Genomic DNA, 23,856 nt, shown 5'->3' with positions numbered 1-23,856 from the left:
GGCTCAATAGAGCGCCTCTTTTTTATAATTAGAACTGGATTTTTTTCTCTAAGAAACCTTTTAGTTCGCTAATTGGCATACGAACTTGTTCCATTGTGTCACGGTCACGTACTGTAACAGCTTTGTCTTCAACAGAGTCGAAGTCGTATGTGATACAGAATGGAGTACCGATTTCGTCTTGACGACGGTAACGTTTACCGATAGAACCAGTTTCATCAAAGTCTACCATGAAGTCTTTAGCTAGTTCTGCGAATACTTCAGTAGCACCTTCAGATAGCTTTTTAGATAATGGTAAGATAGCTGCTTTATATGGTGCTAAAGCAGGGTGGAAACGAAGAACTGTACGAGAATCGTTTTCTAATTGCTCTTCTTCATATGCATCACATAAGAATGCTAATGTTACACGGTCTGCACCTAGAGATGGCTCGATGCAGTAAGGCACGTAACGCTCATTCGTTTGTGGATCGATATAGTTAAAGTCTTCGTTAGAGTGTTCCATATGACGTTTTAAATCGAAGTCTGTACGAGATGCAACGCCCCATAGTTCGCCCCAACCGAATGGGAATCTGAATTCAATATCAGTTGTTGCGTTACTGTAATGAGATAACTCGTCTTCACCGTGGTCACGAAGACGCATGCTTTCTTCAGTCATACCAAGTGAAAGTAACCAGTTTTTACAAGTTTCACGCCAGAATGCGAACCACTCTAAATCTTCACCAGGCTTACAGAAGAATTCAAGTTCCATTTGTTCGAATTCACGTGTACGGAATGTGAAGTTACCAGGTGTGATTTCGTTACGGAAACTTTTACCGATTTGGCCGATACCAAATGGAAGTTTCTTACGCATAGAGCGTTGTACGTTTTTAAAGTTTACGAAAATACCTTGTGCTGTTTCAGGACGAAGGAAGATTTCGTTTGTGCTAGACTCTGTAACACCTTGGAATGTTTTGAACATTAAGTTGAACTGACGGATTTCCGTGAATTCTTGGCTACCGCAATCTGGGCATTTTACTTCATGTTCTTTCATTAAGTCAGCCATTTGGTCGAAAGTAAGACCGTCAACGACCATTTCGATACCTTTTGCGTCTAATGCATCTTCAATTAATTTGTCAGCACGGTGACGAGCTTTACATTTTTTACAGTCGATCATTGGATCATTAAAGTTACCAACGTGACCAGAAGCGATCCAAGTTTTTGGGTTCATTAAAATAGCAGCATCTAAACCAACGTTGTGTGGAGATTCTTGAATGAATTTTTTCCACCAAGCTTTTTTGACGTTATTTTTTAATTCGATTCCAAGTGGACCGTAATCCCATGTGTTTGCAAGACCACCGTAAATTTCAGAACCAGGGAAAACGAAACCGCGATGTTTCGCTAAGTTTACAACTTGTTCCATTGAATACATAATAAAATCCTCCTTTTGAAAGTTAACGTATTTGCGATGACGTGATAGGTACTTTGGAAACGAGCAATATATGCTTTAAAAAACATAAAAAAACGCTCATCCCAAGGCTTAATCGCCTAGGGACGAGCGTTTGCCCGCGGTTCCACCCTAGTTGATACACAAAATGTGCATCCACTTTATCACGTATTGCTCGAGACTGCCGTTTCCTCGCAGCTTCAGGCTTTCACTATCCCTGAATCGCTTTTTATGCAAGTACTTATAAGTCCGTCATCGCTACTTATATTAATAATAATGAACATATTTTAACACGTTCTTTTTTAAATCTCAATAGAGGAACGTGCCCATCTAGGATAGAGTCTCGCCTATTTTTTCGTTATTTATTCCGTAATTTTGCTTAATATGCTTAATTGCTTCACGTTTACTAAGTGGAGCGAGCTCGTTAGTTTGAACGTATTCCCATACTACATCTGGTTTTGTTTTTGCATATTCGCGAAGGACCCAGCCGATTGCTTTTTGAATGAAAAATTCTTTTGAGGAATGTAGTTGTCCGATAATCCAGAAAAGGAGTTCTTCATCCATTTTTTGTTTATATTTTAGCTGGAATAAAATAGCGGCACGTTGTAACCATATGTTTTCTGATGCAATCCATTTTGGAATATATGCAGAAATTAATTCTGGATGTTTTAAAAAGATAGCACCTAAAAATGTAGGGACGATGCTATCAACAGAATCCCACCAAGATTTTGTGACAATAAGTTCTTCTAAAAATGGGATGTGAGTTTCATTTATGTGTTTTTTATATTTTTGCATGATATCGAGTGCGGCAGCTTGAAATTCACGTTCTGGTAGGTCCCAAAGTTCACGCACGATAATTTGGAAGTCCTTTTTATCTGGGAGAGTATGTATTTGAATTACGTCTTTCAATAACTGTCTTCTCTCAGGAGTTTGAATACCGAGAAACGGGAAGTGATTTTTCATATAACGTGCCATCGGTTCTGCTTTTTCGGGATTTTGATGAGCTGTAAAATGCTCTTGTAATGCCTTTACAAATGGATGCATAGGTATGTACTCCTCTCTCATTATCTTTCTCTTCTTATTATACAAAGAGTTTGGTTAAATTTTAAAACATAACTTGCACTGTAATGAAATATGTTGAGAAGAGAGAGGAGAGGATAAGATGGAAGATCAAGGCGTACTAGCAGGTTTCTTTGCTCTTAGTTTTGCGTTTATTCTTGTTATAATAATTTGGGCAATTATTTCGTATTTGTTAACGGCTTTTGCACTTTATACGATGGCGAAAAATGATGGTGCAACTGATGGTGTTCTTGCTTTTATTCCGTTTATAAATAGTAAGATATGGGGTGATTTAGCGAAAGATAAATTACCAGATTTCTTGAGAGAAGAAGCAGGGTGGAAAGTATTTGGCATATATGTTGGATGCTTCATCTTTAATTTCGTACCAATTCTATATATATTAGCAACAGCTGTATCACTTGTACTGTCTATTTATCTTATCTATGCTATTTTGGATAGATACGGAACGAATTCCATACTGTTTACGATCATTCATACAATCACGTTTTCGGTTTTCTTGCCGATTCATTTGTTCATTATTCGGAATGAGCCGGTGAGGTATAACGAGTAGGCGTATCAAAGTTGTCCTGCGGTCGATATATTTGGTTCTATAATAATTCGGATATGCTGAAAAAAGAACGAAAGCGCCCTGATGAGCAGGGCGCTTTTTTCTACTACATAAGATAGCGTAAGTAAATGTAAATGTGAGAAATGATTAATGAAACGATCATAATTGGGAAGCCGACTTTAAGGAATTCCATGTAGCTGAATTTATGTCCTTCACGACTTGCGATTCCGGCTACGATTACGTTAGCAGAAGCTCCGATTAATGTTCCGTTTCCACCTAAGCAAGCACCTAATGCTAATGCCCACCATAGTACGTCAATTTGTGCGTCAGAAGGTGATAAACCTAGCCCAACTGCCATATCGTTAATAAGTGGAATCATTGTTGCAACGAATGGAATGTTATCGATTGTTGCAGAGGCGATACCAGATACCCATAGAATAAGGATAGATGCGTGAGAAATATCTCCGCCTGTTATTCCAATTACTTTTTGAGCTAACATTTTGATAAGCCCGATATCGATAAGTCCTCCAACGAGTACGAATAGTCCCGCGAAGAAGAAGATTGTTACCCACTCTACACTTGCGAATACCTCTTCAATTTCATGTTCTTTCACACCGATTAACATAAGTACAGTAGCGCCAGTTAAGGCGATGATAGCTGCATCAATATGGAAAATAGAATGAGTCATGAAGCCTACAATAGTAAGGCCAAGTACTGTTAAAGATTTCTTCATTAATACTGGGTCTTTAATGTATTGTTTTTCATCTAAGCTCATTAACTTTTTAATTTGTACAGGATCAGCAATTAATTGCTTACGGTACATGAAGTAAAGCATTGTTGCCGTAACAGCAATAATGATGATCACGATAGGTGCTAAGTTGAATAAGAAAGCATTGAAATCTAAATGCTTATTTGCAGAACCAATCATAATATTTGGCGGATCACCAATTAATGTTGCTGTTCCTCCGATATTTGAAAAAATAATTTCAGAAAGTAAATATGGAACAGGATTTACTTGCAAGATGCGCGTAATAGATAAAGTAACTGGAACAACAAGAAGTACTGTTGTAACGTTATCTAAAAATGCTGAGCCAAGCGCGGTAAGTAAGGAAAGTGAAATTAAAATTTTAATTGGATTTCCTTGTGCTCCTTTTGCGGCTTTAATGGCAACGTATTGGAAGACACCTGACTTACTTGTAATGTTTACCAGTATCATCATACCGATGAGTAATGTAATTGTTCCCCATTCAATATGTTTCGTAAAGGCATTGTGTAAGTCAACGACCCCTGCAATTACCATGAATGCTGCACCAAGAAGTGCGATGACAGCACGGTTAATTTTTTCAGAAATAATAATGGCATATGTAATTAAAAAGACTGCGATAGCGAAATAATACTGCCAGTTTGCGAGTTCTTGCGTTGTTTCGTGCAAAACTCTCATCTCCTTTCATTCACTTTTCTTAGTGTGTCAAAAAATTAACTAGATGAAACACACATAACGTCATTATAAAGTAGAAAAATGGCGGATGTAAATGAAAGGGTTTATTTTGTCATATTTTCTGCATAGGTCATTTTTTCTTATTTTTAAAAATATTTGTGGGCATCTGACATATATATAAGATACATCCAATCTGAATATTTAAAATCGAATCAGCATTCGAGCTTGTTCGTGTAGGAGTGTCAAATAGAAAGGAATGACAAATATGATAAGGAAGGGATCGTATGGATGAACAACGATTTTTGTTTTTAGACTTTGAGTTTACGATGCCCCAGCATAGAAAAAAGCCAAAAGGTTTTTTCCCAGAAATTATTGAGGTCGGACTCGTTTCAGTTGTTGGTTGTAAGGTGGAAGATACGTATTCATCGCATATTAGACCGAAAACATTTCCGTCTTTAACGGATCGATGTAAAAAATTTTTAGGAATTAAACAGGAAGTAGTGGACAAAGGAATTTCTTTTCATGAACTTGTTGAGAAACTTGCAGAATATGAAAAGAGTGGTAAACCGACAATTGTAACGTGGGGAAATATGGATATGAAAGTCTTAAAGCATAACTGTGAAATGGCGGGAGTAGAATTTCCATTCTTTGGACAGTGTCGTGATTTATCGCTTGAGTATAAGAAGTTTTTTGGAGAGAGAAATCAAACAGGGCTGTGGAAAGCAATTGAGGCGTATGGAAAAGCAGGAACAGGAAAGCATCATTGTGCGCTTGATGATGCGATGACGACATATAATATTTTTAAGTTAGTAGAAAAAGATAAAGAGTATTTAGTCAAACCAGCACCTCCGACATTAGGGGAACTTGTTGATTTTTCGAAAGTGTTAAAGAAAGTGAGTACACAGTAACGACCAAATTGCAAAATATGTAATTTGGTCGTTTTGTTTTTTAAAGTTTGTAATCTTGCTTCAATTGCTGAAGTGTTTCTAGACTACGCCCCGCAAAAGGTGAATCATCTTCAGAAAATGAATTCATTTGAGTTTCTAATGCTAATTTTAGTGACTCTGTATAATCCGGAATTTCTCCTTCATATTTCTTCACCATTTGCTCTGGAATGTTCGTCTGTTCACGAAAAGCTAAAGCACGTCTTTCATGGAAGAATGGTACGTCAGCTTGTTTTACATTATGTAAATCACCTTGCACTGGATGTTTTAAAACAGCTAGTACTTTTACGACGTAACTGCCAGGACGGCTATTTGTAATTTCGCCGATGTATTTTCCAGTTTTATAAATACCAGTAACGATTTCACCAATTTCAAATGTTTCTCTCATATTTTTCACCTCAAGTTTATAGTAAGGAAAGTGCGCGAAGGAGTCAAAGAAATCATTCGCTTTCGGAACGCCCCCCTTGAGAATATGAACTGGTTCAACTATAATTTAAAGATATATAACAGAAAATTCTGATGTTTTTTGAATCCTATAATAAGGAGTGTTCGTTATGATGCCTTTATATTTCCCTGAAGATAAAACGGAGTATATTATTCCAGGTATTGTTTGCGTTCTATTTATCATCGGTGCGGTTGCTACGTGGCGTATGTTTATTCGTGTATCAAAACGAGAAGCAGAGCGATTACAGAAAGTAGAAGAAAAGCTTTTAGCTGAAAAGAAACGGTAATTCATTTTTGTATGTTTCCCTCTATGCTCGGACAATCTAAGGGCAGAAAGCATTTTGGAGGGAATTGAATGAAAAGACGGCTTTTTTTCAGTTGTTGTTTATTATTTCTAATGGCGGGTTGTGACCAAGGGAAGCCGAAAGAAATTGATGTGAAATTACATAATGCTTCAGGTGATGAAGTTGGGACTGCAAAAGTAGCTCAGCAAACAAGTGGAGTGAAAATTACGATTAAAGCGGAAGGTTTTACACCAGGACCACACGGTATACATGTACACGAAATCGGAGAATGTAAAGCGCCTAGTTTCGAATCATCTGGGAATCATTTTAATCCAGATAATAAAAAACATGGGCTCTTGAATCCGAAAGGTGCGGAAAATGGTGATTTACCGAATGTAGTGGCGGATGGTTCTGGAAAGATTAAAGCAGAAATCGATGCTCCGCATATAACGCTTGAAGAAGGAAAAACGACGATTCATAGAAAAGATGGAGCGTCTATTATTATTACAGAAAACGCTGATGATGGTATGACGCAACCAACTGGTAAATCTGGTGGCCGAATTGCTTGCGGTGTTATCGTAAAAAAAGCGTCGGATCTGAAGAAAAAATAGAAGCTACCGTGAATGATAGCTTTTGTTGTAAAACCGCATGATAGTAAGTGGAATTATATCGATTTACCGAAAAAAGGAGGCTATCTCAATATCATTTTGGGATAGCCTCCTTTTTTGTTATGAGAATGTATGGTGTAGTCTGTTTAAAATTTCTTCTAAAACAGATCTAGGACAGCCAATGTTAATTCGGATATGGGCTTCTCCACCTGTTCCGTATTTCTCACCGGGCTCAATGATGATTTTACCTTTCTCTTCAAGCAATGCTGTTCGTTCATCTTGAGAAAGATCCAAGTGGGAACAATCAATCCACAGTAAAAAACTACCTTCTGGTTTAATTACAGAAAGAGCTGGTATGTGATTTTGAATATACTCACAAGCAAATTGAGCGTTATCTTCAACATACAATCGAATTTCATTTAGCCAATCATTACATTCTGTATAGGCACTTTGCATTGCTGTATAAGCAAATGTATTTAATCCGTGGAATCCTTGTCTATATTGGATAGACATAAAGGCATTACGGAGATTTTCATTCGGAATAATAATGATCGATGCTTGTAATCCAGCGATATTAAATGTTTTGCTCGGAGCCATACAAGTAATAGTGCGTGCTGCTAATTCTTCAGATAAAGAAGCAAACGGTGTATGAGTATGGCCTCTATAAATAATATCGGCGTGAATTTCATCCGCGACAACGGTTACATTATATTGCGTACATAACGTACCGAGTTTTGTTAGCTCCTCTTTCGTCCAAACGCGCCCGATAGGATTGTGAGGGCTGCAAAGAAGCATTAGTTTTACACCTTGTTTAAATTGAGTTTCTAGATGCTCGAAGTCTATCTTATATATGCCATTTTGTTTAAATAAGGGACTCTCACATAATTGTCTATTATTTGTTTTGACCATTTCAAAAAATGGTGGATAAATAGGAGGTTGTACTAGTACGGCTTCTCCTTCTTTCGTTATAGCTTGTATGCTCGTACTAAGAGCTGGAACGATACCTGCGCTAAATACAATCCATTCTTTTTGTATTTCCCAATTGTATTGGCTTTTCGTCCAATTACAAATGATATCCCCAATATTTTCAGGAGGAAGTGTATAGCCGAAAATAGGATGTTCTGTGCGTTTTTGTAATGCAGTTTGAATTGGTTTTGGTACTTCAAAATCCATATCGGCAATCCAAGCGTGGATGAGCTCTTCATTTTTATATGTATCCCATTTTGTACTATGCGTTCCGCGACGATTTACCGTTTTATGAAATAGTTGCATATGTTTGCTCCTTTCTTCTGTCAAACTGTTAAGTTATGAAAATTCTCACTCTTCTTATAGAATAGCTGATGTGATACGATAAAGAAAAGCATTAAAAAGTGAAAAGGCGGGAAGCAGATGGGTGCATATGACAAAATGATTGAGGTTGTGAAAAATTGGGATCCGTTTCAAATGGGACCGGAGTTTTATGAAACAGAAGCGAGCGATGTTGTAAACGTCGTAAGTGTGTTTGATGATCCGAAATACATCGCAAAGAAGATTCAACATATATACTTTATGTCTTTTGAAGAAGTACCTGCACTTGAAAAATGCGAAAAATTAGCAGTAGAGTTACTCGTACTAAAAGAAGGCGGAAGTTGTTCGTTATAGGCTGTCGGAATTTACGACAGCCTTTTTGTTTATTTTCATTTGTGCTGATTGATTAAAGCTTCACTTTATCCCGTTTTAACGGGCAGTAAGACTCCCGCCTCAAAATTAGGTTGAAGCAAAGAGGTTAGGCGAGAAATCAAACTGCCCGTAAAAACCCGATTGGTGAAGGCTAATAATCCGTGGGGATAGAGCCTCCCACGGATTAAAGCTTCACTTTATTGCGTCGCAAACGTAATAATTTCTTCATAAACATGATCGGGCTTTTCTTCAGGTAGTAGGTGCCCTGTATTTTCGTAAGAAATGAAAGTTGAATTAGGTAGGTCCTTATGGAGACGGTGTCCTACATGTACAGGGACGACGCGATCTTTTTCACCCCAAATGAGTAATACTGGGGTTTCGATTTTTTGTAATTCAGTTGAAGATAAGTCACCTTCACGGTCTCTTATCATTCGAGTTAAAGCAGGGAATATACGATCATCATAAAAAGGAGCAGCATAGCCTTCCATCATTTCATTGTCAATTAATGAATGGTCATGAACGACATTCATTAAGTTATGGACGATGCCCCTTCGAATAATCCAGTTCTTCACGTATAAGTGGAAGAACGGTAAATAAGAGGAGTACAGTAAAGGTAAGTTTGCGCGTGCTAAATAACTAGAGCTACATAGTAAAATCGTCTTTGAAATTAATTCAGGGCGTAGTCGGTTTACAAAGAGTGAAATTTGTCCGCCCATAGAATGGCCAACTAGTACAATATTCGAGAGAGATAAATGTTCGATTAAATCGATAATAATAGCTGCTAAATTGTGATAAGAATATTTAAAGAGATGAGATTTATCACTTTTTCCGAATGGTGGTAAATCAAGGGCAATTACTGTACCTTCCTTTGTTAGTAAAGGAATGAGTCGTCGATAGCTAAATGAGGAAGAGAGGAAGCCGTGAACGAGTACGAAAGTAGGTCGTTCTTTTTTAGTATTATGTTCATACAATTCGTAATGAATAGTAGTCCCGCGAGTGGAAAAAGTGAAGTAAGGGCATTTGCATTCATGGTTCATTTTTTGTCACTCCATTGATTTTTGTTCATATCATCTCCCGGTAAGAAACAAAATATGTTAACAAAAAAAGGCAAGATGACATCGTCATCTTGCCTTTCGCTTATTTATCCCGCTATTCGCGGGGCAGTTGACTCCCACCTCAAAATTCGGCGAATGCGAGGAAGTTAGGTGGGAGATAACTGCCCGTAAAAGCCCGATTGGTGAAGGCTGATAATCAGTGGGGGATGGACAAAACCCCCACTGATTAAAGTTTCACTTTATAATTACCCACGCACAATATTAGGTGGTGTTTTTCCTTGTAATCCTGCTACTAAATTTTCAGCAGCTGTCATTGCCATTTGCTGCCGAGTTTTTAATGTTGCAGATCCGATGTGCGGTAAAGTTACAACGTTTTGTAATGATAAGAGCGGATTCTCTTTTTGAATCGGCTCTTGTGTAAATGTGTCGATGCCGGCTGCAAATATTTTCTTTTCTGTTAACGCATGAATTAATGCAGTTTCATCTACTGTTTTCCCGCGAGAAGCATTAATGAAAATTGCTGTTTCTTTCATTAGTGAAAATTCCTTTTCACCGATAAGATGATACGTTTCATCTGTTAATGGAGTAAGAAGAATAATAAAATCAGATTGTTTGATTAAAGTTTGTAAATCACAATATGTAGCATCAAATTTTTGCTCAGCTTCTTCTTTACGGCGACGATTATAGTAAAGGACATTCATATCAAAGCCGAATTTCGCTCGTTTTGCGACAGCTTCTCCAATTCGTCCCATTCCGATAATACCAATCGTACTATGATGTACATCTAGTCCGAAGTGTTCTTTTCCAATTTCAGCGTTCCATTCACCATTTTTTACATAGGAATTGAGTTCGCAAACACGGCGACCAGCAGATAACATAAGAGCGAAAACGAGATCGGCTACTGTATCATCTAACACATATGGAGTATTCGTTCCGATAACATTTTGTTTTTCCATCGCTTTTAAATCAAAGTTATCATGGCCAACAGAAATGTTACTTACTACTTTTAAATTAGGAGCAACCTGCAATAACTCTTCATTTATAGTAGATCCGAAATTTAATAACCCATCTTTATCTTTTATTTTTTCTAATAGAACATCACGAGGTACTTTCTCATTTTGATCCCATTTTTCAAAATCACAGTGTTCTGATAAATAGTTTTCTACAAATGTTGGAACTGGTTCGGCAATATATACTTTTGGTTTCACGGTTCCATCCCCTTTCCTCTTTACCTGGATTGGTGTGTGCTAATAATCAGCGGGATAAAGCATTCCACTGATTAAAGTTTCACTTTATCCCGCATTAACGGACAGTAAGCTTTCCGCCTTGAAGAACAGCTAAGGCAAAGAATATAAGTTGGAAAGCAACTATCCGTAAATGCCCGATTGGTGCGGGTTAATAATCAGCGGGATAGAGCATTCCGCTGATTAAAGTTTCACTTTATTTTGACATAATTCTCAAAAAAAATCTTCTTTTCAAACTGGAAAGAGTATTTGTATAATTTAGACAGAAACTAAAAGGAAGGATGATTTATATGGTGACAGAGAAAGAATTGGAATTATTAGCTTGTCTTGAAAAGAATAGTCGTTTATCTGTAGATACATTAGCGAAGTTGTTAAATATAGAAGTAGAAGAAGTGAAAAAAATGGTTGCGAAATTAGAAAGTGAAAAGATTATCGTGGACTATGTAACACATATCGATTGGACAAAAGTGAAAGAACATACTGGTTTAACGGCGATGATTGATGTGAAAGTTACACCGAAGCGTGGTGTCGGTTTTGATGCAGTAGCTGAACAAATTTATCGCTATTCAGAAGTGAAATCCGTTTATTTAATGTCTGGGACATATGACCTTTCTATTACATTAGAAGGAAAGACGATGGGAGAAGTAGCGATGTTTGTTTCTGAGAAATTAGCAACAATTGAATCTGTCGTTTCAACGACAACTCATTTTATTTTGAAGAAGTATAAACATGAGGGGATTATTTATGAAAAGACAGATGATGATAAGAGAATTGTGGTGACACCGTGAAGCAATTTGACCTATCTAGAGTAGCAGAATCTTTACAACCGTCCGGTATACGAAAGTTTTTTGATTTAGCGGCAAGTATGAAAGGTGTTATTTCACTTGGAGTGGGAGAGCCGGACTTTGTTACACCTTGGAATGTAAGGCAAGCATGTATTCGTTCTTTAGAACAAGGATATACGTCATATACAGCAAATGCAGGATTATTGGAGCTCCGTCAAGAAATAGCAAAGTATCTAAAAAAACAATTTGCAGTATCTTATGATCCGAATGATGAAATCATTGTTACAGTTGGAGCGAGTCAAGCGCTAGATGTAGCGATGCGTGCTATTGTAAACCCTGATGATGAAATACTTATTATTGAACCAAGTTTCGTTTCGTATGCACCGCTTGTTACGTTAGCGGGCGGGGTCCCTGTTCCAGTGGCGACTTCATTAGAAGATGAATTTAAAGTACAGCCAGATCAAATTGAAGCAGCTATTACAACGAAAACAAAGGCAATATTACTTTGTTCTCCCAATAACCCAACAGGCGCAATGTTAAATAAATCCGAATTAGAAAAGCTAGCTGTTATTGTTGAGAAGTATAATTTAATCGTGTTATCGGATGAAATTTATGCAGAGCTCGTATACGACGAAGCATATACGAGTTTCGCGAGTATTAAAAATATGCGTGACCATACGATTTTAATTTCAGGATTTTCAAAAGGGTTTGCCATGACGGGATGGCGTCTTGGGATGATTGCAGCCCCTGTTCAATTTTCAGAATTAATGCTCAAAATCCACCAGTATTCAATGATGTGTGCACCGACGATGTCTCAATTTGCAGCACTTGAAGCATTACGCGGGGGAAATGATGAAGTAATTCGAATGAGAGATAGCTATAAAAAACGTCGTAACTTTATGACGACATCTTTCAATGAAATGGGCTTAACATGTCATGTGCCAGGCGGGGCATTTTATGTCTTCCCTTCTATAGCTTCAACCGGACTATCTTCAGCAGAATTTGCAGAACAATTATTATTAGAAGAAAAAGTGGCTGTTGTTCCTGGAAATGTGTTTGGCGGGAGTGGTGAAGGATTTATTCGTTGTTCATATGCAACATCGCTTGAGCAACTTATGGAAGCAATGAAGAGAATGGAACGGTTCATAGAGAATAAAAAAAGGACAAAACACAATACGTTTTGTCCATAAAAGGGGGGGAATACTAGAAAGCCATGTGTTAGTATTCTATCCTAATATTGGAGAATTATACGTATTACAGGAAAATTTTTCGTGAATTTTGAATGAGTTCTATCAAAGTGGTATAATTTACTAATATAAGGTGGGAGTATCCTCGGTGTTTTACTTAGGATACTTACCACTAATCGGATATTTAACAATAAATACATCTGCTTTGCTATTTACAATTGTAGAGAAAATGGTAAACGTATGGGAGTGTTTCACATGTCAGAACAATATACAACGGGAGTGGTTGTAACAGGGAAAGTAACTGGAATTCAAGATTACGGTGCATTTGTAGCTTTGGATGCAGAAACACAAGGACTTGTGCATATATCTGAAATCACAAATGGGTATGTAAAAGACATTCATGACTTTTTAAAGGTCGGAGATACAGTAGAAGTAAAAGTACTTTCAATTGATGAAGAACACAGAAAAATGAGTTTATCGTTAAAAGCGGCGAAAAGAAAGCAAGGACGAATTCTTATACCGAATCCATCAGAGAACGGATTTAATACACTGCGAGAAAAGCTAGCAGAATGGATTGAAGAGTCGGAGGTAATAAAGTAAAAGAGGAACGCATATGAGCGTTCCTCTTTTACTGTGACTTATGATATATATATTTGCAAATATGATTGCATGCAATCATATTCGTATGTCGGAGGCGAAAAAGACATACTGACTATTGAATTTCATGTGTTTCTGGGTGAGTACCAAGATTCTCGGATGGTTTAAATAGTAAGCCGAGATTGATAAGCCCAGAAATACCAACGATGCCGTAAATAATACGTGCAAGAGCTGATTTCTGTCCCCCGAAAATAGCTGCTACTAAGTCAAACTGGAAGAACCCGATCAGTCCCCAGTTAACAGCGCCGATTACAGTGAAGACTAATGCGATACGTTGCAAGGTACTCATGAAAAGCCCCCCCTTAATGTGAAGCGTGAGCAAGCAAGGAGTTAATAAGAAAATTTAACTCCTTTATAGAATGGTATAGTTTTGTTGTTTTTATACATGAAAAATGTACGAAAAACGATGTATATACATCTATACCGAAAAATTCGAATTTTTATGCAAAAAATGAACTTTTTCTAAAAAATAAATAATGGTTACGTTTACAATTGTTGAATCGCTTGATTTACAACTTTAGTTTCGCTAAAGTGAATACAGAAATACATATACATAATTGGAGGGAAAAAGATGAGTACACATGTAACGTTCGACTATTCTAAAGCGTTATCCTTCATCGGTGAAAATGAACTAACTTATTTACGTGATGCAGTAAAAGTAACACATCATGCAATCCACGAAAAAACTGGAGCTGGGAACGATTTCCTTGGGTGGGTAGAGCTTCCGCTTCAATATGACAAAGAAGAATTCGCTCGCATTCAAAAATGCGCAGAAAAAATTAAAAATGACTCTGACATTTTACTTGTTGTAGGTATTGGTGGTTCTTATCTAGGAGCACGCGCAGCAATTGAAATGTTAAACCATTCTTTCTATAACACGCTTTCTAAAGAACAACGTAAAACTCCACAAGTGCTATTTGTTGGACAAAACATTAGCTCCACTTACATGAAAGATTTAATGGACGTACTAGAAGGTAAAGACTTTTCTATTAACGTTATTTCCAAATCAGGTACAACAACAGAGCCTGCAATCGCATTCCGTATTTTCCGTAAATTATTAGAAGAAAAGTATGGAAAAGAAGAAGCACGCAAACGTATTTATGCGACTACAGATAAAGCGCGCGGTGCTTTAAAAACATTATCTGATAATGAAGGCTACGAAACGTTCGTTATTCCAGATGATGTTGGCGGTCGTTTCTCTGTATTAACACCAGTAGGTTTATTGCCAATCGCTGTAAGTGGCCTAAACATTGAAGAGATGATGAAAGGTGCAGCTGCTGGCCATAATGATTTCGCGAAATCAGAACTTGAAGAAAACCCAGCTTACCAATACGCAGTAGTTCGTAATGCTCTATATAATAAAGGGAAAACAATTGAAATGCTTGTTAACTATGAGCCAGCACTTCACTACTTCTCTGAGTGGTGGAAACAGTTATTTGGTGAAAGTGAAGGAAAAGATCAAAAAGGTATTTTCCCATCTTCAGCAAACTTCTCAACTGACTTACACTCATTAGGTCAATACATTCAAGAAGGTCGTCGTGACCTATTCGAAACAGTTCTTAAAGTAGGTAAATCTACACACGAACTAAAAATCGAATTAGACGACAACGATTTAGATGGATTAAACTACCTTGCTGGTGAAACGATAGACTTCGTAAACACAAAAGCATACGAAGGTACATTACTTGCACATAGCGATGGCGGAGTACCAAACTTAATCGTAAACATCCCTGAATTAAATGAGTACACATTCGGTTACCTTGTATACTTCTTCGAAAAAGCATGTGCGATGAGCGGCTACCTATTAGGCGTAAATCCATTTGACCAACCAGGAGTAGAAGCATACAAGAAAAACATGTTTGCTTTACTTGGTAAACCAGGATTTGAAGAATTAAAAGCAGAATTAGAAGAGCGTTTAAAATAATGAAAAGCGATCGGGTCTCCGGTCGCTTTTTATTATTTTATTGAAAGGTACATCGGTATATTCAAACTAGAATGGGTATGCTAAAGGAAAAGTCTAGGAGGGATGGGCTTGATTCCGATTCAATCAAAATTAGAAGGATGTACATATGCGTTATATAAGTTAGAAGAGGTTATGAAACCACTTGGATATAGTATTGGCGGTAATTGGGATTATGATAAAGGATGCTTTGATTATAAAATCGACGAAGAAGAAGGGTATCAATTTTTACGCGTACCATTTACAGCGGTGGATGGGGAACTAGATGTGCCTGGTGTAATAGTCCGTCTTGAAACACCGTATATTCTTTCGCACGTATATCAAGACGAACTAGATGATAATGTTAATGCTTTAACAGCTGGAACGAGTGGATTGGATCAATTTGCGGAGCCGCAAGATCCAGATGGAGATGTGAAAAGAAAGTATGTCAATATTGGTAAAGTATTGGTACAAGAACTAGAAAATCATTTTTTTAATGGTGAATAACGATGAGTATGTCGCTTTCGATGAGAATGAAAGAATGAACTGGATTGATCATATATTGTTCGTCGCGCTTTACACCTAGTAAGAGAATGTTTTGCTTTAAAAGAGTATAGCTACAATTTGCAAAGGATTGTCCGGTGCAGGACGGGGGAATCTCCATTAGTTGTAATTTGTTATCAGAGATTTCATCGTAAAGTGAGAATAGTACACCTGAAATGGAAGGGAATAAAAGAGAAGCGGTAAATACATAGCTCGTTAATTTATTTCCTTCTATAATTTCTGATACGCCAGCTCTCGTTGCATTTTGGATTTGTTCAGAAGTAAGAAGTTCAGCGATGCAGTGAATGTTTGGATTAAGTCCTTTTGCAGTTAAAATATTTAAAATGGACTGTGTATCTGCTAAGCTTTCGTTCTTCTCTTTATCTGCTGTTATTAATATAGTGTGAGCTGTTGTAATGTTAGCTTTTAATAAAGTTTGATCGTGATGCGGACAACCTTTTATAAATTCTAAATGATGAAATGGCTTTGGAAGTAAAGAAAGTGTTTCATCAATTAAAACGATATCAAGGTTCGGTTGTAATATGTGCATTTGTTTTACAACATGTTTTGCACGCTCATTCCAGCCAACGATAATCATATGACCATTAGAGGTAGCAGCTGCTTCACCCTTAATTCTCATATATTGTTTATTAATCATGTCGGTAGCGAATAGAACCATATAATAAGAACAAAATCCCGTTCCTAATAAAATAATACATATACCAATAAGTTTTCCTATCGTTGTATGGGGGGCGAAATCGCCGTATCCAACGGTGAAAATGGTAACGATTGACCACCAAACCCCGTCGAACCATGTGGTGAAGTGAGATGGCTCTAATATATGTATAAGAAAGCCGGAGAAGGTAGTAAGTACAATAATAAAACAAATTAAACGAAATATAATGGAATCACGAAATGTATCTACTAAATTCGGACGGGATTTCAAGTTCCTATTCCTCCTTACTTTTCAGGACTACATTCATTGTTACCATTATAGAAAAAAGAAAAACTCTCTAATTAAAAGAGAGTTCATTTCATAATTAATACATACTTTCAACTTCAGTTTGTTGAACACTTTCAAGATGCTGAAGAGCATAATAAACATCAGCAGTATGTCTTTTTTGATCGATAGACAATTTTAAATGTAAATAGTGCGAACCATTTTCCAATGTTTTGAGCTTCATGTTCTTAACTTTTATATCCATTTCTTTTATTTCTTCAATTACGGTCGGGATATTGTCCATATTTCGTACAACGAGTTTCACTGCGATATCACGTTGGCGAAATGATCTAGGACCGACGTATTTCATCGCTAATGGTATAAGTTCTACACTAATCATAAGGAAACACATTCCGAAAATAGCCTCGATATAGAAACCAGCTCCAACGGCAATGCCGATGCCAGAAGCACCCCAAATCATAGCGGCGGTCGTTAACCCCGCAATACTATCGTTTCCTCTGCGTAAAATTACACCGGCACCTAAAAAACCAATTCCTGATACAATTTGAGCGGCAAGTCGAAGTGGATCCATATTCATATGATCGGTATGTGGTAAGTTGTAAGCTGCTTTAATAGAAACAATGGTTAGGAGGCAACTAATAATAGAAATAACTAAACACGTTTTTAAGCCGAGTGGTTTACGTTTTAATTCGCGCTCTAAACCGATAGCGAATCCTAAAATAGCCGAGAGACCTAGTTTTATTAATAAGTCGGTGTAGTCCATGTATATTCCTCCTTGTATGATATGGTATATGAATAAAACGTTTATCCCACATTAACGGGCAGTAAGCCCCGCCTCAAAATTCGCCGAATGCGAGAAAGTTAGGTGGGGGACGACTGCCCGTAAATGCCCGATTGGTGAAGGCTAATAATCAGTGGGGGATGAATACCCCCCACTGATTAAAGTTTCACTTTATATAGAAAGAAACGTTTTTTGACAGAGTGACTTTCTATAGAATATATGTAGGAATTACTTAGAAATGAAAGAGATGTTTCGTTTAAGTATATGATATTAAAAAAGAAATGTAGTTGGTTTCAAAAAAGTTTTCAAAAGGTGTTGCATTTCATTTTTTCACATGATATATTAATAAACGTCGCTGATGCAGAAACGCAGAAAACGACAAAAAAGAAATTGAAAAACATAGTTGACATCGAAAAATGAAGATGTTAATATGATGAAGTCGCTTCTGAAGCGGCAGATAAGTTCTTTGAAAACTGAACGAAACAAACAACGTGAACGTCAATTTTTATTTTTAGATGCTAGACAAACTAACTTTATTGGAGAGTTTGATCCTGGCTCAGGATGAACGCTGGCGGCGTGCCTAATACATGCAAGTCGAGCGAATGGATTAAGAGCTTGCTCTTATGAAGTTAGCGGCGGACGGGTGAGTAACACGTGGGTAACCTACCCATAAGACTGGGATAACTCCGGGAAACCGGGGCTAATACCGGATAATATTTTGAACTGCATAGTTCGAAATTGAAAGGCGGCTTCGGCTGTCACTTATGGATGGACCCGCGTCGCATTAGCTAGTTGGTGAGGTAACGGCTCACCAAGGCGACGATGCGTAGCCGACCTGAGAGGGTGATCGGCCACACTGGGACTGAGACACGGCCCAGACTCCTACGGGAGGCAGCAGTAGGGAATCTTCCGCAATGGACGAAAGTCTGACGGAGCAACGCCGCGTGAGTGATGAAGGCTTTCGGGTCGTAAAACTCTGTTGTTAGGGAAGAACAAGTGCTAGTTGAATAAGCTGGCACCTTGACGGTACCTAACCAGAAAGCCACGGCTAACTACGTGCCAGCAGCCGCGGTAATACGTAGGTGGCAAGCGTTATCCGGAATTATTGGGCGTAAAGCGCGCGCAGGTGGTTTCTTAAGTCTGATGTGAAAGCCCACGGCTCAACCGTGGAGGGTCATTGGAAACTGGGAGACTTGAGTGCAGAAGAGGAAAGTGGAATTCCATGTGTAGCGGTGAAATGCGTAGAGATATGGAGGAACACCAGTGGCGAAGGCGACTTTCTGGTCTGTAACTGACACTGAGGCGCGAAAGCGTGGGGAGCAAACAGGATTAGATACCCTGGTAGTCCACGCCGTAAACGATGAGTGCTAAGTGTTAGAGGGTTTCCGCCCTTTAGTGCTGAAGTTAACGCATTAAGCACTCCGCCTGGGGAGTACGGCCGCAAGGCTGAAACTCAAAGGAATTGACGGGGGCCCGCACAAGCGGTGGAGCATGTGGTTTAATTCGAAGCAACGCGAAGAACCTTACCAGGTCTTGACATCCTCTGAAAACTCTAGAGATAGAGCTTCTCCTTCGGGAGCAGAGTGACAGGTGGTGCATGGTTGTCGTCAGCTCGTGTCGTGAGATGTTGGGTTAAGTCCCGCAACGAGCGCAACCCTTGATCTTAGTTGCCATCATTAAGTTGGGCACTCTAAGGTGACTGCCGGTGACAAACCGGAGGAAGGTGGGGATGACGTCAAATCATCATGCCCCTTATGACCTGGGCTACACACGTGCTACAATGGACGGTACAAAGAGCTGCAAGACCGCGAGGTGGAGCTAATCTCATAAAACCGTTCTCAGTTCGGATTGTAGGCTGCAACTCGCCTACATGAAGCTGGAATCGCTAGTAATCGCGGATCAGCATGCCGCGGTGAATACGTTCCCGGGCCTTGTACACACCGCCCGTCACACCACGAGAGTTTGTAACACCCGAAGTCGGTGGGGTAACCTTTATGGAGCCAGCCGCCTAAGGTGGGACAGATGATTGGGGTGAAGTCGTAACAAGGTAGCCGTATCGGAAGGTGCGGCTGGATCACCTCCTTTCTATGGAGAATTGATGAACGCAGTTCATCAATAAACGTTGACTTGTTTTGTTTCGTTCAGTTTTGAGAGAACTATCTCTCAAGTTTAAATGTATGTTCTTTGAAAACTAGATAACAGTGTAGCTCATATTTTTTTAATTTTAGTTTGGTTAAGTTAGAAAGGGCGCACGGTGGATGCCTTGACACTAGGAGTCGATGAAGGACGGGACTAACGCCGATATGCTTCGGGGAGCTGTAAGTAAGCTTTGATCCGAAGATTTCCGAATGGGGAAACCCACTATACGTAATGGTATGGTATCCTTACCTGAATACATAGGGTATGGAAGACAGACCCAGGGAACTGAAACATCTAAGTACCTGGAGGAAGAGAAAGCAAATGCGATTTCCTGAGTAGCGGCGAGCGAAACGGAATCTAGCCCAAACCAAGAGGCTTGCCTCTTGGGGTTGTAGGACATTCTATACGGAGTTACAAAGGAACGAGGTAGACGAAGCGACCTGGAAAGGTCCGTCACAGAGGGTAATAACCCCGTAGTCGAAACTTCGTTCTCTCTTGAATGTATCCTGAGTACGGCGGAACACGTGAAATTCCGTCGGAATCTGGGAGGACCATCTCCCAAGGCTAAATACTCCCTAGTGATCGATAGTGAACCAGTACCGTGAGGGAAAGGTGAAAAGCACCCCGGAAGGGGAGTGAAAGAGATCCTGAAACCGTGTGCCTACAAATAGTCAGAGCCCGTTAATGGGTGATGGCGTGCCTTTTGTAGAATGAACCGGCGAGTTACGATCCCGTGCGAGGTTAAGCTGAAGAGGCGGAGCCGCAGCGAAAGCGAGTCTGAATAGGGCGTTTAGTACGTGGTCGTAGACCCGAAACCAGGTGATCTACCCATGTCCAGGGTGAAGTTCAGGTAACACTGAATGGAGGCCCGAACCCACGCACGTTGAAAAGTGCGGGGATGAGGTGTGGGTAGCGGAGAAATTCCAATCGAACCTGGAGATAGCTGGTTCTCCCCGAAATAGCTTTAGGGCTAGCCTTAAGTGTAAGAGTCTTGGAGGTAGAGCACTGATTGAACTAGGGGTCCTCATCGGATTACCGAATTCAGTCAAACTCCGAATGCCAATGACTTATCCTTAGGAGTCAGACTGCGAGTGATAAGATCCGTAGTCAAGAGGGAAACAGCCCAGATCGCCAGCTAAGGTCCCAAAGTGTGTATTAAGTGGAAAAGGATGTGGAGTTGCTTAGACAACTAGGATGTTGGCTCAGAAGCAGCCACCATTTAAAGAGTGCGTAATAGCTCACTAGTCGAGTGACTCTGCGCCGAAAATGTACCGGGGCTAAATACACCACCGAAGCTGCGAATTGATACCAATGGTATCAGTGGTAGGGGAGCGTTCTAAGTGCAGTGAAGTCAGACCGGAAGGACTGGTGGAGCGCTTAGAAGTGAGAATGCCGGTATGAGTAGCGAAAGACGGGTGAGAATCCCGTCCACCGAATGCCTAAGGTTTCCTGAGGAAGGCTCGTCCGCTCAGGGTTAGTCAGGACCTAAGCCGAGGCCGACAGGCGTAGGCGATGGACAACAGGTTGATATTCCTGTACCACCTCTTTATCGTTTGAGCAATGGAGGGACGCAGAAGGATAGAAGAAGCGTGCGATTGGTTGTGCACGTCCAAGCAGTTAGGCTGATAAGTAGGCAAATCCGCTTATCGTGAAGGCTGAGCTGTGATGGGGAAGCTCCTTATGGAGCGAAGTCTTTGATTCCCCGCTGCCAAGAAAAGCTTCTAGCGAGATAAAAGGTGCCTGTACCGCAAACCGACACAGGTAGGCGAGGAGAGAATCCTAAGGTGTGCGAGAGAACTCTGGTTAAGGAACTCGGCAAAATGACCCCGTAACTTCGGGAGAAGGGGTGCTTTCTTAACGGAAAGCCGCAGTGAATAGGCCCAAGCGACTGTTTAGCAAAAACACAGGTCTCTGCGAAGCCGTAAGGCGAAGTATAGGGGCTGACACCTGCCCGGTGCTGGAAGGTTAAGGAGAGGGGTTAGCGTAAGCGAAGCTCTGAACTGAAGCCCCAGTAAACGGCGGCCGTAACTATAACGGTCCTAAGGTAGCGAAATTCCTTGTCGGGTAAGTTCCGACCCGCACGAAAGGTGTAACGATTTGGGCACTGTCTCAACCAGAGACTCGGTGAAATTATAGTACCTGTGAAGATGCAGGTTACCCGCGACAGGACGGAAAGACCCCGTGGAGCTTTACTGTAGCCTGATATTGAATTTTGGTACAGTTTGTACAGGATAGGCGGGAGCCATTGAAACCGGAGCGCTAGCTTCGGTGGAGGCGCTGGTGGGATACCGCCCTGACTGTATTGAAATTCTAACCTACGGGTCTTATCGACCCGGGAGACAGTGTCAGGTGGGCAGTTTGACTGGGGCGGTCGCCTCCTAAAGTGTAACGGAGGCGCCCAAAGGTTCCCTCAGAATGGTTGGAAATCATTCGTAGAGTGCAAAGGCATAAGGGAGCTTGACTGCGAGACCTACAAGTCGAGCAGGGACGAAAGTCGGGCTTAGTGATCCGGTGGTTCCGCATGGAAGGGCCATCGCTCAACGGATAAAAGCTACCCCGGGGATAACAGGCTTATCTCCCCCAAGAGTCCACATCGACGGGGAGGTTTGGCACCTCGATGTCGGCTCATCGCATCCTGGGGCTGTAGTCGGTCCCAAGGGTTGGGCTGTTCGCCCATTAAAGCGGTACGCGAGCTGGGTTCAGAACGTCGTGAGACAGTTCGGTCCCTATCCGTCGTGGGCGCAGGAAATTTGAGAGGAGCTGTCCTTAGTACGAGAGGACCGGGATGGACGCACCGCTGGTGTACCAGTTGTTCTGCCAAGGGCATAGCTGGGTAGCTATGTGCGGAAGGGATAAGTGCTGAAAGCATCTAAGCATGAAGCCCCCCTCAAGATGAGATTTCCCATAGCGTAAGCTAGTAAGATCCCTGAAAGATGATCAGGTTGATAGGTTCGAGGTGGAAGCATGGTGACATGTGGAGCTGACGAATACTAATAGATCGAGGACTTAACCATATAATATGAAGCAATGTTATCTAGTTTTGAAAGAATATAAAAAACTTATTGACTTTAAATGTCGAATAAGTTATGATAATTCTTGTCTTAAATGAATACAGTCTGGTAATGATGGCAGAGAGGTCACACCCGTTCCCATACCGAACACGGAAGTTAAGCTCTCTAGCGCCGATGGTAGTTGGGACCTTGTCCCTGTGAGAGTAGGACGTTGCCAGGCAATTCGGAGGATTAGCTCAGCTGGGAGAGCACCTGCCTTACAAGCAGGGGGTCGGCGGTTCGATCCCGTCATCCTCCACCATTTAGCCGACTTAGCTCAATTGGTAGAGCAACTGACTTGTAATCAGTAGGTTGGGGGTTCAAGTCCTCTAGTCGGCACCAGAAAATCATGGCGGTTGTGGCGAAGTGGTTAACGCACCGGATTGTGGCTCCGGCACTCGTGGGTTCAATTCCCATCAGTCGCCCCATTTTTCTTTTTAAATTATAATATGCGGGTGTGGCGGAATTGGCAGACGCACTAGACTTAGGATCTAGCGCCTTTGGCGTGGGGGTTCGACTCCCTTCACCCGCACTTTTAATAAAATAACTTAAACATGTCTTGCGGAAGTAGTTCAGTGGTAGAATACAACCTTGCCAAGGTTGGGGTCGCGGGTTCGAATCCCGTCTTCCGCTCCAATTTTCAGTATGACATGCCGGGGTGGCGGAACAGGCAGACGCACAGGACTTAAAATCCTGCGGTGGGTGACCACCGTGCGGGTTCGACCCCCGCCCTCGGCACCATATGCGCCCGTAGCTCAATTGGATAGAGCGTTTGACTACGGATCAAGAGGTTAGGGGTTCGACTCCTCTCGGGCGCGTTTTTTATTAACGGGAAGTGGCTCAGCTTGGTAGAGCACCTGGTTTGGGACCAGGGGGTCGCAGGTTCAAATCCTGTCTTCCCGATATTTTCAAAATATGGGGCCTTAGCTCAGCTGGGAGAGCGCCTGCCTTGCACGCAGGAGGTCAGCGGTTCGATCCCGCTAGGCTCCACTTATTTGAATATAACTTATGGCGGTGTAGCTCAGCTGGCTAGAGCGTACGGTTCATACCCGTGAGGTCGGGGGTTCGATCCCCTCCGCCGCTACCATAAA

The 23,856-nt window shown here is 40.6% G+C and carries 20 protein-coding genes, 10 tRNA genes and 3 rRNA genes; 23 read left to right on the top strand and 10 right to left on the bottom strand.

The annotated features are described in order from the left end of the window. Window positions 1-28 precede the first annotated feature (28 nt). Both JFT95_RS22295 and JFT95_RS22290 read right to left on the bottom strand, forming a co-directional pair. On the bottom strand, window positions 29-1,405 hold the full coding sequence (locus tag JFT95_RS22295; RefSeq protein WP_002015863.1) for a glycine--tRNA ligase: 1,377 nt from the start codon (window positions 1,403-1,405) through the stop codon (window positions 29-31). A gap of 345 nt (window positions 1,406-1,750) precedes the next feature. Next, window positions 1,751-2,464 carry a DNA alkylation repair protein gene (locus JFT95_RS22290; RefSeq protein ID WP_002015862.1) on the bottom strand — a complete coding sequence of 238 codons (714 nt, stop codon included), beginning with the start codon at window positions 2,462-2,464 and terminating at the stop codon, window positions 1,751-1,753. 118 nt (window positions 2,465-2,582) lie between these two features. Here JFT95_RS22290 and JFT95_RS22285 point away from each other — a divergent pair, with 118 nt between their 5' ends. Beyond that, the gene (locus JFT95_RS22285; protein WP_201053274.1) at window positions 2,583-3,050 is read left to right on the top strand and encodes a hypothetical protein; all 468 of its coding nucleotides are present in this window, start codon (window positions 2,583-2,585) and stop codon (window positions 3,048-3,050) included. A gap of 103 nt (window positions 3,051-3,153) precedes the next feature. Here the strand turns inward: JFT95_RS22285 and JFT95_RS22280 are convergent, their stop codons facing one another. After that, entirely contained in the window at window positions 3,154-4,479 is a 1,326-nt protein-coding gene (locus JFT95_RS22280) for an ArsB/NhaD family transporter (RefSeq protein ID WP_002129696.1), read from the bottom strand. Window positions 4,480-4,769: 290 nt separating this feature from the next. Here JFT95_RS22280 and kapD point away from each other — a divergent pair, with 290 nt between their 5' ends. Continuing rightward, window positions 4,770-5,393 (top strand): 3'-5' exonuclease KapD, encoded by a 624-nt coding sequence (kapD, locus tag JFT95_RS22275; RefSeq protein ID WP_002034559.1) that lies wholly within the window; start codon window positions 4,770-4,772, stop codon window positions 5,391-5,393. 40 nt (window positions 5,394-5,433) lie between these two features. On the opposite strand, the gene kapB is transcribed toward kapD, so the two are convergent. After that, window positions 5,434-5,817 (bottom strand): kinase-associated lipoprotein KapB, encoded by a 384-nt coding sequence (gene kapB, locus JFT95_RS22270; RefSeq protein WP_001209324.1) that lies wholly within the window; start codon window positions 5,815-5,817, stop codon window positions 5,434-5,436. 166 nt (window positions 5,818-5,983) lie between these two features. On the opposite strand from kapB, the gene JFT95_RS22265 reads away from it, so the two are divergent. Both JFT95_RS22265 and JFT95_RS22260 read left to right on the top strand, forming a co-directional pair. Beyond that, the gene (locus JFT95_RS22265) at window positions 5,984-6,160 is read left to right on the top strand and encodes a hypothetical protein (RefSeq protein WP_000982764.1); all 177 of its coding nucleotides are present in this window, start codon (window positions 5,984-5,986) and stop codon (window positions 6,158-6,160) included. A gap of 68 nt (window positions 6,161-6,228) precedes the next feature. After that, window positions 6,229-6,768, top strand: a complete 540-nt coding sequence (locus JFT95_RS22260; RefSeq protein WP_002089287.1) for a superoxide dismutase family protein — start codon at window positions 6,229-6,231, stop codon at window positions 6,766-6,768. Window positions 6,769-6,885: 117 nt separating this feature from the next. Here the strand turns inward: JFT95_RS22260 and JFT95_RS22255 are convergent, their stop codons facing one another. Further along, window positions 6,886-8,037 carry a MalY/PatB family protein gene (locus JFT95_RS22255; RefSeq protein ID WP_002089285.1) on the bottom strand — a complete coding sequence of 384 codons (1,152 nt, stop codon included), beginning with the start codon at window positions 8,035-8,037 and terminating at the stop codon, window positions 6,886-6,888. A gap of 117 nt (window positions 8,038-8,154) precedes the next feature. On the opposite strand from JFT95_RS22255, the gene JFT95_RS22250 reads away from it, so the two are divergent. Continuing rightward, complete coding sequence (locus JFT95_RS22250; RefSeq protein WP_002015854.1) at window positions 8,155-8,406, top strand: YugE family protein; 252 nt, start codon at window positions 8,155-8,157, stop codon at window positions 8,404-8,406. A 215-nt stretch (window positions 8,407-8,621) separates the two neighbouring features. Here the strand turns inward: JFT95_RS22250 and JFT95_RS22245 are convergent, their stop codons facing one another. Both JFT95_RS22245 and JFT95_RS22240 read right to left on the bottom strand, forming a co-directional pair. Beyond that, window positions 8,622-9,461 (bottom strand): alpha/beta fold hydrolase, encoded by an 840-nt coding sequence (locus JFT95_RS22245; protein ID WP_002034539.1) that lies wholly within the window; start codon window positions 9,459-9,461, stop codon window positions 8,622-8,624. 263 nt (window positions 9,462-9,724) lie between these two features. Then, entirely contained in the window at window positions 9,725-10,717 is a 993-nt protein-coding gene (locus JFT95_RS22240; RefSeq protein WP_033707944.1) for a 2-hydroxyacid dehydrogenase, read from the bottom strand. A 296-nt stretch (window positions 10,718-11,013) separates the two neighbouring features. Between JFT95_RS22240 and JFT95_RS22235 the strand changes: the two genes are divergently transcribed. The 3 genes from JFT95_RS22235 (at window position 11,014) to yugI (ending at window position 13,295) form a co-directional block, all read left to right on the top strand. Next, a complete protein-coding gene (locus JFT95_RS22235; protein ID WP_002129688.1) occupies window positions 11,014-11,511 on the top strand; it encodes an Lrp/AsnC family transcriptional regulator in 498 nt (165 codons plus the stop codon). Continuing rightward, complete coding sequence (locus JFT95_RS22230) at window positions 11,508-12,698, top strand: aminotransferase (RefSeq protein WP_002129685.1); 1,191 nt, start codon at window positions 11,508-11,510, stop codon at window positions 12,696-12,698. The genes JFT95_RS22235 and JFT95_RS22230 overlap by 4 nt, the downstream gene beginning before the upstream one ends. A 252-nt stretch (window positions 12,699-12,950) precedes the next feature. After that, window positions 12,951-13,295, top strand: a complete 345-nt coding sequence (gene yugI / locus JFT95_RS22225) for a S1 domain-containing post-transcriptional regulator GSP13 (RefSeq protein WP_002015848.1) — start codon at window positions 12,951-12,953, stop codon at window positions 13,293-13,295. A 112-nt stretch (window positions 13,296-13,407) separates the two neighbouring features. Here yugI and JFT95_RS22220 read toward each other — a convergent pair whose 3' ends face one another. Next, entirely contained in the window at window positions 13,408-13,641 is a 234-nt protein-coding gene (locus tag JFT95_RS22220; RefSeq protein ID WP_002089278.1) for a DUF378 domain-containing protein, read from the bottom strand. Window positions 13,642-13,923: 282 nt separating this feature from the next. Between JFT95_RS22220 and JFT95_RS22215 the strand changes: the two genes are divergently transcribed. Beyond that, the gene (locus JFT95_RS22215; RefSeq protein WP_002015845.1) at window positions 13,924-15,276 is read left to right on the top strand and encodes a glucose-6-phosphate isomerase; all 1,353 of its coding nucleotides are present in this window, start codon (window positions 13,924-13,926) and stop codon (window positions 15,274-15,276) included. A 108-nt stretch (window positions 15,277-15,384) separates the two neighbouring features. Then, window positions 15,385-15,798, top strand: coding sequence for a YugN-like family protein (locus JFT95_RS22210; RefSeq protein WP_002131278.1), 414 nt, complete (start codon window positions 15,385-15,387; stop codon window positions 15,796-15,798). Here JFT95_RS22210 and JFT95_RS22205 read toward each other — a convergent pair. Together JFT95_RS22205 and JFT95_RS22200 are read right to left on the bottom strand one after the other, a co-directional pair. Beyond that, on the bottom strand, window positions 15,785-16,780 hold the full coding sequence (locus JFT95_RS22205) for a potassium channel family protein (RefSeq protein WP_002167466.1): 996 nt from the start codon (window positions 16,778-16,780) through the stop codon (window positions 15,785-15,787). The genes JFT95_RS22210 and JFT95_RS22205 overlap by 14 nt on opposite strands. 94 nt (window positions 16,781-16,874) lie before the next feature. Continuing rightward, complete coding sequence (locus JFT95_RS22200; protein WP_002034530.1) at window positions 16,875-17,558, bottom strand: MgtC/SapB family protein; 684 nt, start codon at window positions 17,556-17,558, stop codon at window positions 16,875-16,877. A 551-nt stretch (window positions 17,559-18,109) separates the two neighbouring features. Between JFT95_RS22200 and JFT95_RS22195 the strand changes: the two genes are divergently transcribed. The 13 genes from JFT95_RS22195 to JFT95_RS22135 all read left to right on the top strand — a co-directional run bounded on the left by JFT95_RS22195 (window position 18,110) and on the right by JFT95_RS22135 (window position 23,852). Beyond that, window positions 18,110-19,661 (top strand): 16S ribosomal RNA (locus JFT95_RS22195). Window positions 19,662-19,807: 146 nt separating this feature from the next. After that, a 23S ribosomal RNA gene (locus JFT95_RS22190) occupies window positions 19,808-22,729 on the top strand. 101 nt (window positions 22,730-22,830) lie between these two features. Then, a 5S ribosomal RNA gene (gene rrf / locus JFT95_RS22185) occupies window positions 22,831-22,946 on the top strand. Together the 16S, 23S and 5S rRNA genes with 10 tRNA genes alongside form the textbook arrangement of a ribosomal RNA operon. Before the next feature lie 5 nt (window positions 22,947-22,951). Further along, window positions 22,952-23,027: transfer RNA gene (locus tag JFT95_RS22180), tRNA-Val, on the top strand. A gap of 4 nt (window positions 23,028-23,031) precedes the next feature. Beyond that, window positions 23,032-23,107: transfer RNA gene (locus JFT95_RS22175), tRNA-Thr, on the top strand. A gap of 10 nt (window positions 23,108-23,117) precedes the next feature. Next, a tRNA-His gene (locus JFT95_RS22170) sits at window positions 23,118-23,193 on the top strand. A gap of 23 nt (window positions 23,194-23,216) precedes the next feature. Then, window positions 23,217-23,297 (top strand) — tRNA-Leu (locus tag JFT95_RS22165). Between the two features lie 29 nt (window positions 23,298-23,326). After that, window positions 23,327-23,401, top strand: a tRNA-Gly gene (locus tag JFT95_RS22160). A gap of 16 nt (window positions 23,402-23,417) precedes the next feature. After that, window positions 23,418-23,506: transfer RNA gene (locus JFT95_RS22155), tRNA-Leu, on the top strand. Window positions 23,507-23,509: 3 nt separating this feature from the next. Then, window positions 23,510-23,583: transfer RNA gene (locus JFT95_RS22150), tRNA-Arg, on the top strand. Window positions 23,584-23,594: 11 nt separating this feature from the next. Further along, window positions 23,595-23,668 (top strand) — tRNA-Pro (locus JFT95_RS22145). A 14-nt stretch (window positions 23,669-23,682) separates the two neighbouring features. Further along, window positions 23,683-23,755 (top strand) — tRNA-Ala (locus JFT95_RS22140). Window positions 23,756-23,775: 20 nt separating this feature from the next. Next, window positions 23,776-23,852 (top strand) — tRNA-Met (locus JFT95_RS22135). The last annotated feature ends 4 nt before the right edge of the window (window positions 23,853-23,856 follow it).

This window comes from Bacillus sp. TH17 (assembly GCF_016651125.1).
GTDB classification, from domain to species: Bacteria; Bacillota; Bacilli; order Bacillales; family Bacillaceae_G; genus Bacillus_A; species Bacillus_A mycoides.
Note: the sequence above shows the minus strand (reverse complement) of the source record. Positions and strands in the feature narration are given on the sequence as shown.

Bases quoted from the DNA above. Each gene is read 5' to 3' on its own strand.
- JFT95_RS22285 (WP_201053274.1), top strand. From the start codon at position 2,583: ATGGAAGATCAAGGCGTACTAGCAGGTTTCTTTGCTCTTAGTTTTGCG.
- kapD (WP_002034559.1), top strand. From the start codon at position 4,770: ATGGATGAACAACGATTTTTGTTTTTAGACTTTGAGTTTACGATGCCC.
- kapB (WP_001209324.1), bottom strand. From the start codon at position 5,817: ATGAGAGAAACATTTGAAATTGGTGAAATCGTTACTGGTATTTATAAA.
- JFT95_RS22260 (WP_002089287.1), top strand. From the start codon at position 6,229: ATGAAAAGACGGCTTTTTTTCAGTTGTTGTTTATTATTTCTAATGGCG.
- JFT95_RS22250 (WP_002015854.1), top strand. From the start codon at position 8,155: ATGGGTGCATATGACAAAATGATTGAGGTTGTGAAAAATTGGGATCCG.
- JFT95_RS22200 (WP_002034530.1), bottom strand. From the start codon at position 17,558: ATGGACTACACCGACTTATTAATAAAACTAGGTCTCTCGGCTATTTTA.
- JFT95_RS22235 (WP_002129688.1), top strand. From the start codon at position 11,014: ATGGTGACAGAGAAAGAATTGGAATTATTAGCTTGTCTTGAAAAGAAT.
- JFT95_RS22245 (WP_002034539.1), bottom strand. From the start codon at position 9,461: ATGAACCATGAATGCAAATGCCCTTACTTCACTTTTTCCACTCGCGGG.
- JFT95_RS22265 (WP_000982764.1), top strand. From the start codon at position 5,984: ATGATGCCTTTATATTTCCCTGAAGATAAAACGGAGTATATTATTCCA.
- JFT95_RS22220 (WP_002089278.1), bottom strand. From the start codon at position 13,641: ATGAGTACCTTGCAACGTATCGCATTAGTCTTCACTGTAATCGGCGCT.
- JFT95_RS22215 (WP_002015845.1), top strand. From the start codon at position 13,924: ATGAGTACACATGTAACGTTCGACTATTCTAAAGCGTTATCCTTCATC.
- JFT95_RS22295 (WP_002015863.1), bottom strand. From the start codon at position 1,405: ATGTATTCAATGGAACAAGTTGTAAACTTAGCGAAACATCGCGGTTTC.
- JFT95_RS22255 (WP_002089285.1), bottom strand. From the start codon at position 8,037: ATGCAACTATTTCATAAAACGGTAAATCGTCGCGGAACGCATAGTACA.
- yugI (WP_002015848.1), top strand. From the start codon at position 12,951: ATGTCAGAACAATATACAACGGGAGTGGTTGTAACAGGGAAAGTAACT.
- JFT95_RS22290 (WP_002015862.1), bottom strand. From the start codon at position 2,464: ATGCATCCATTTGTAAAGGCATTACAAGAGCATTTTACAGCTCATCAA.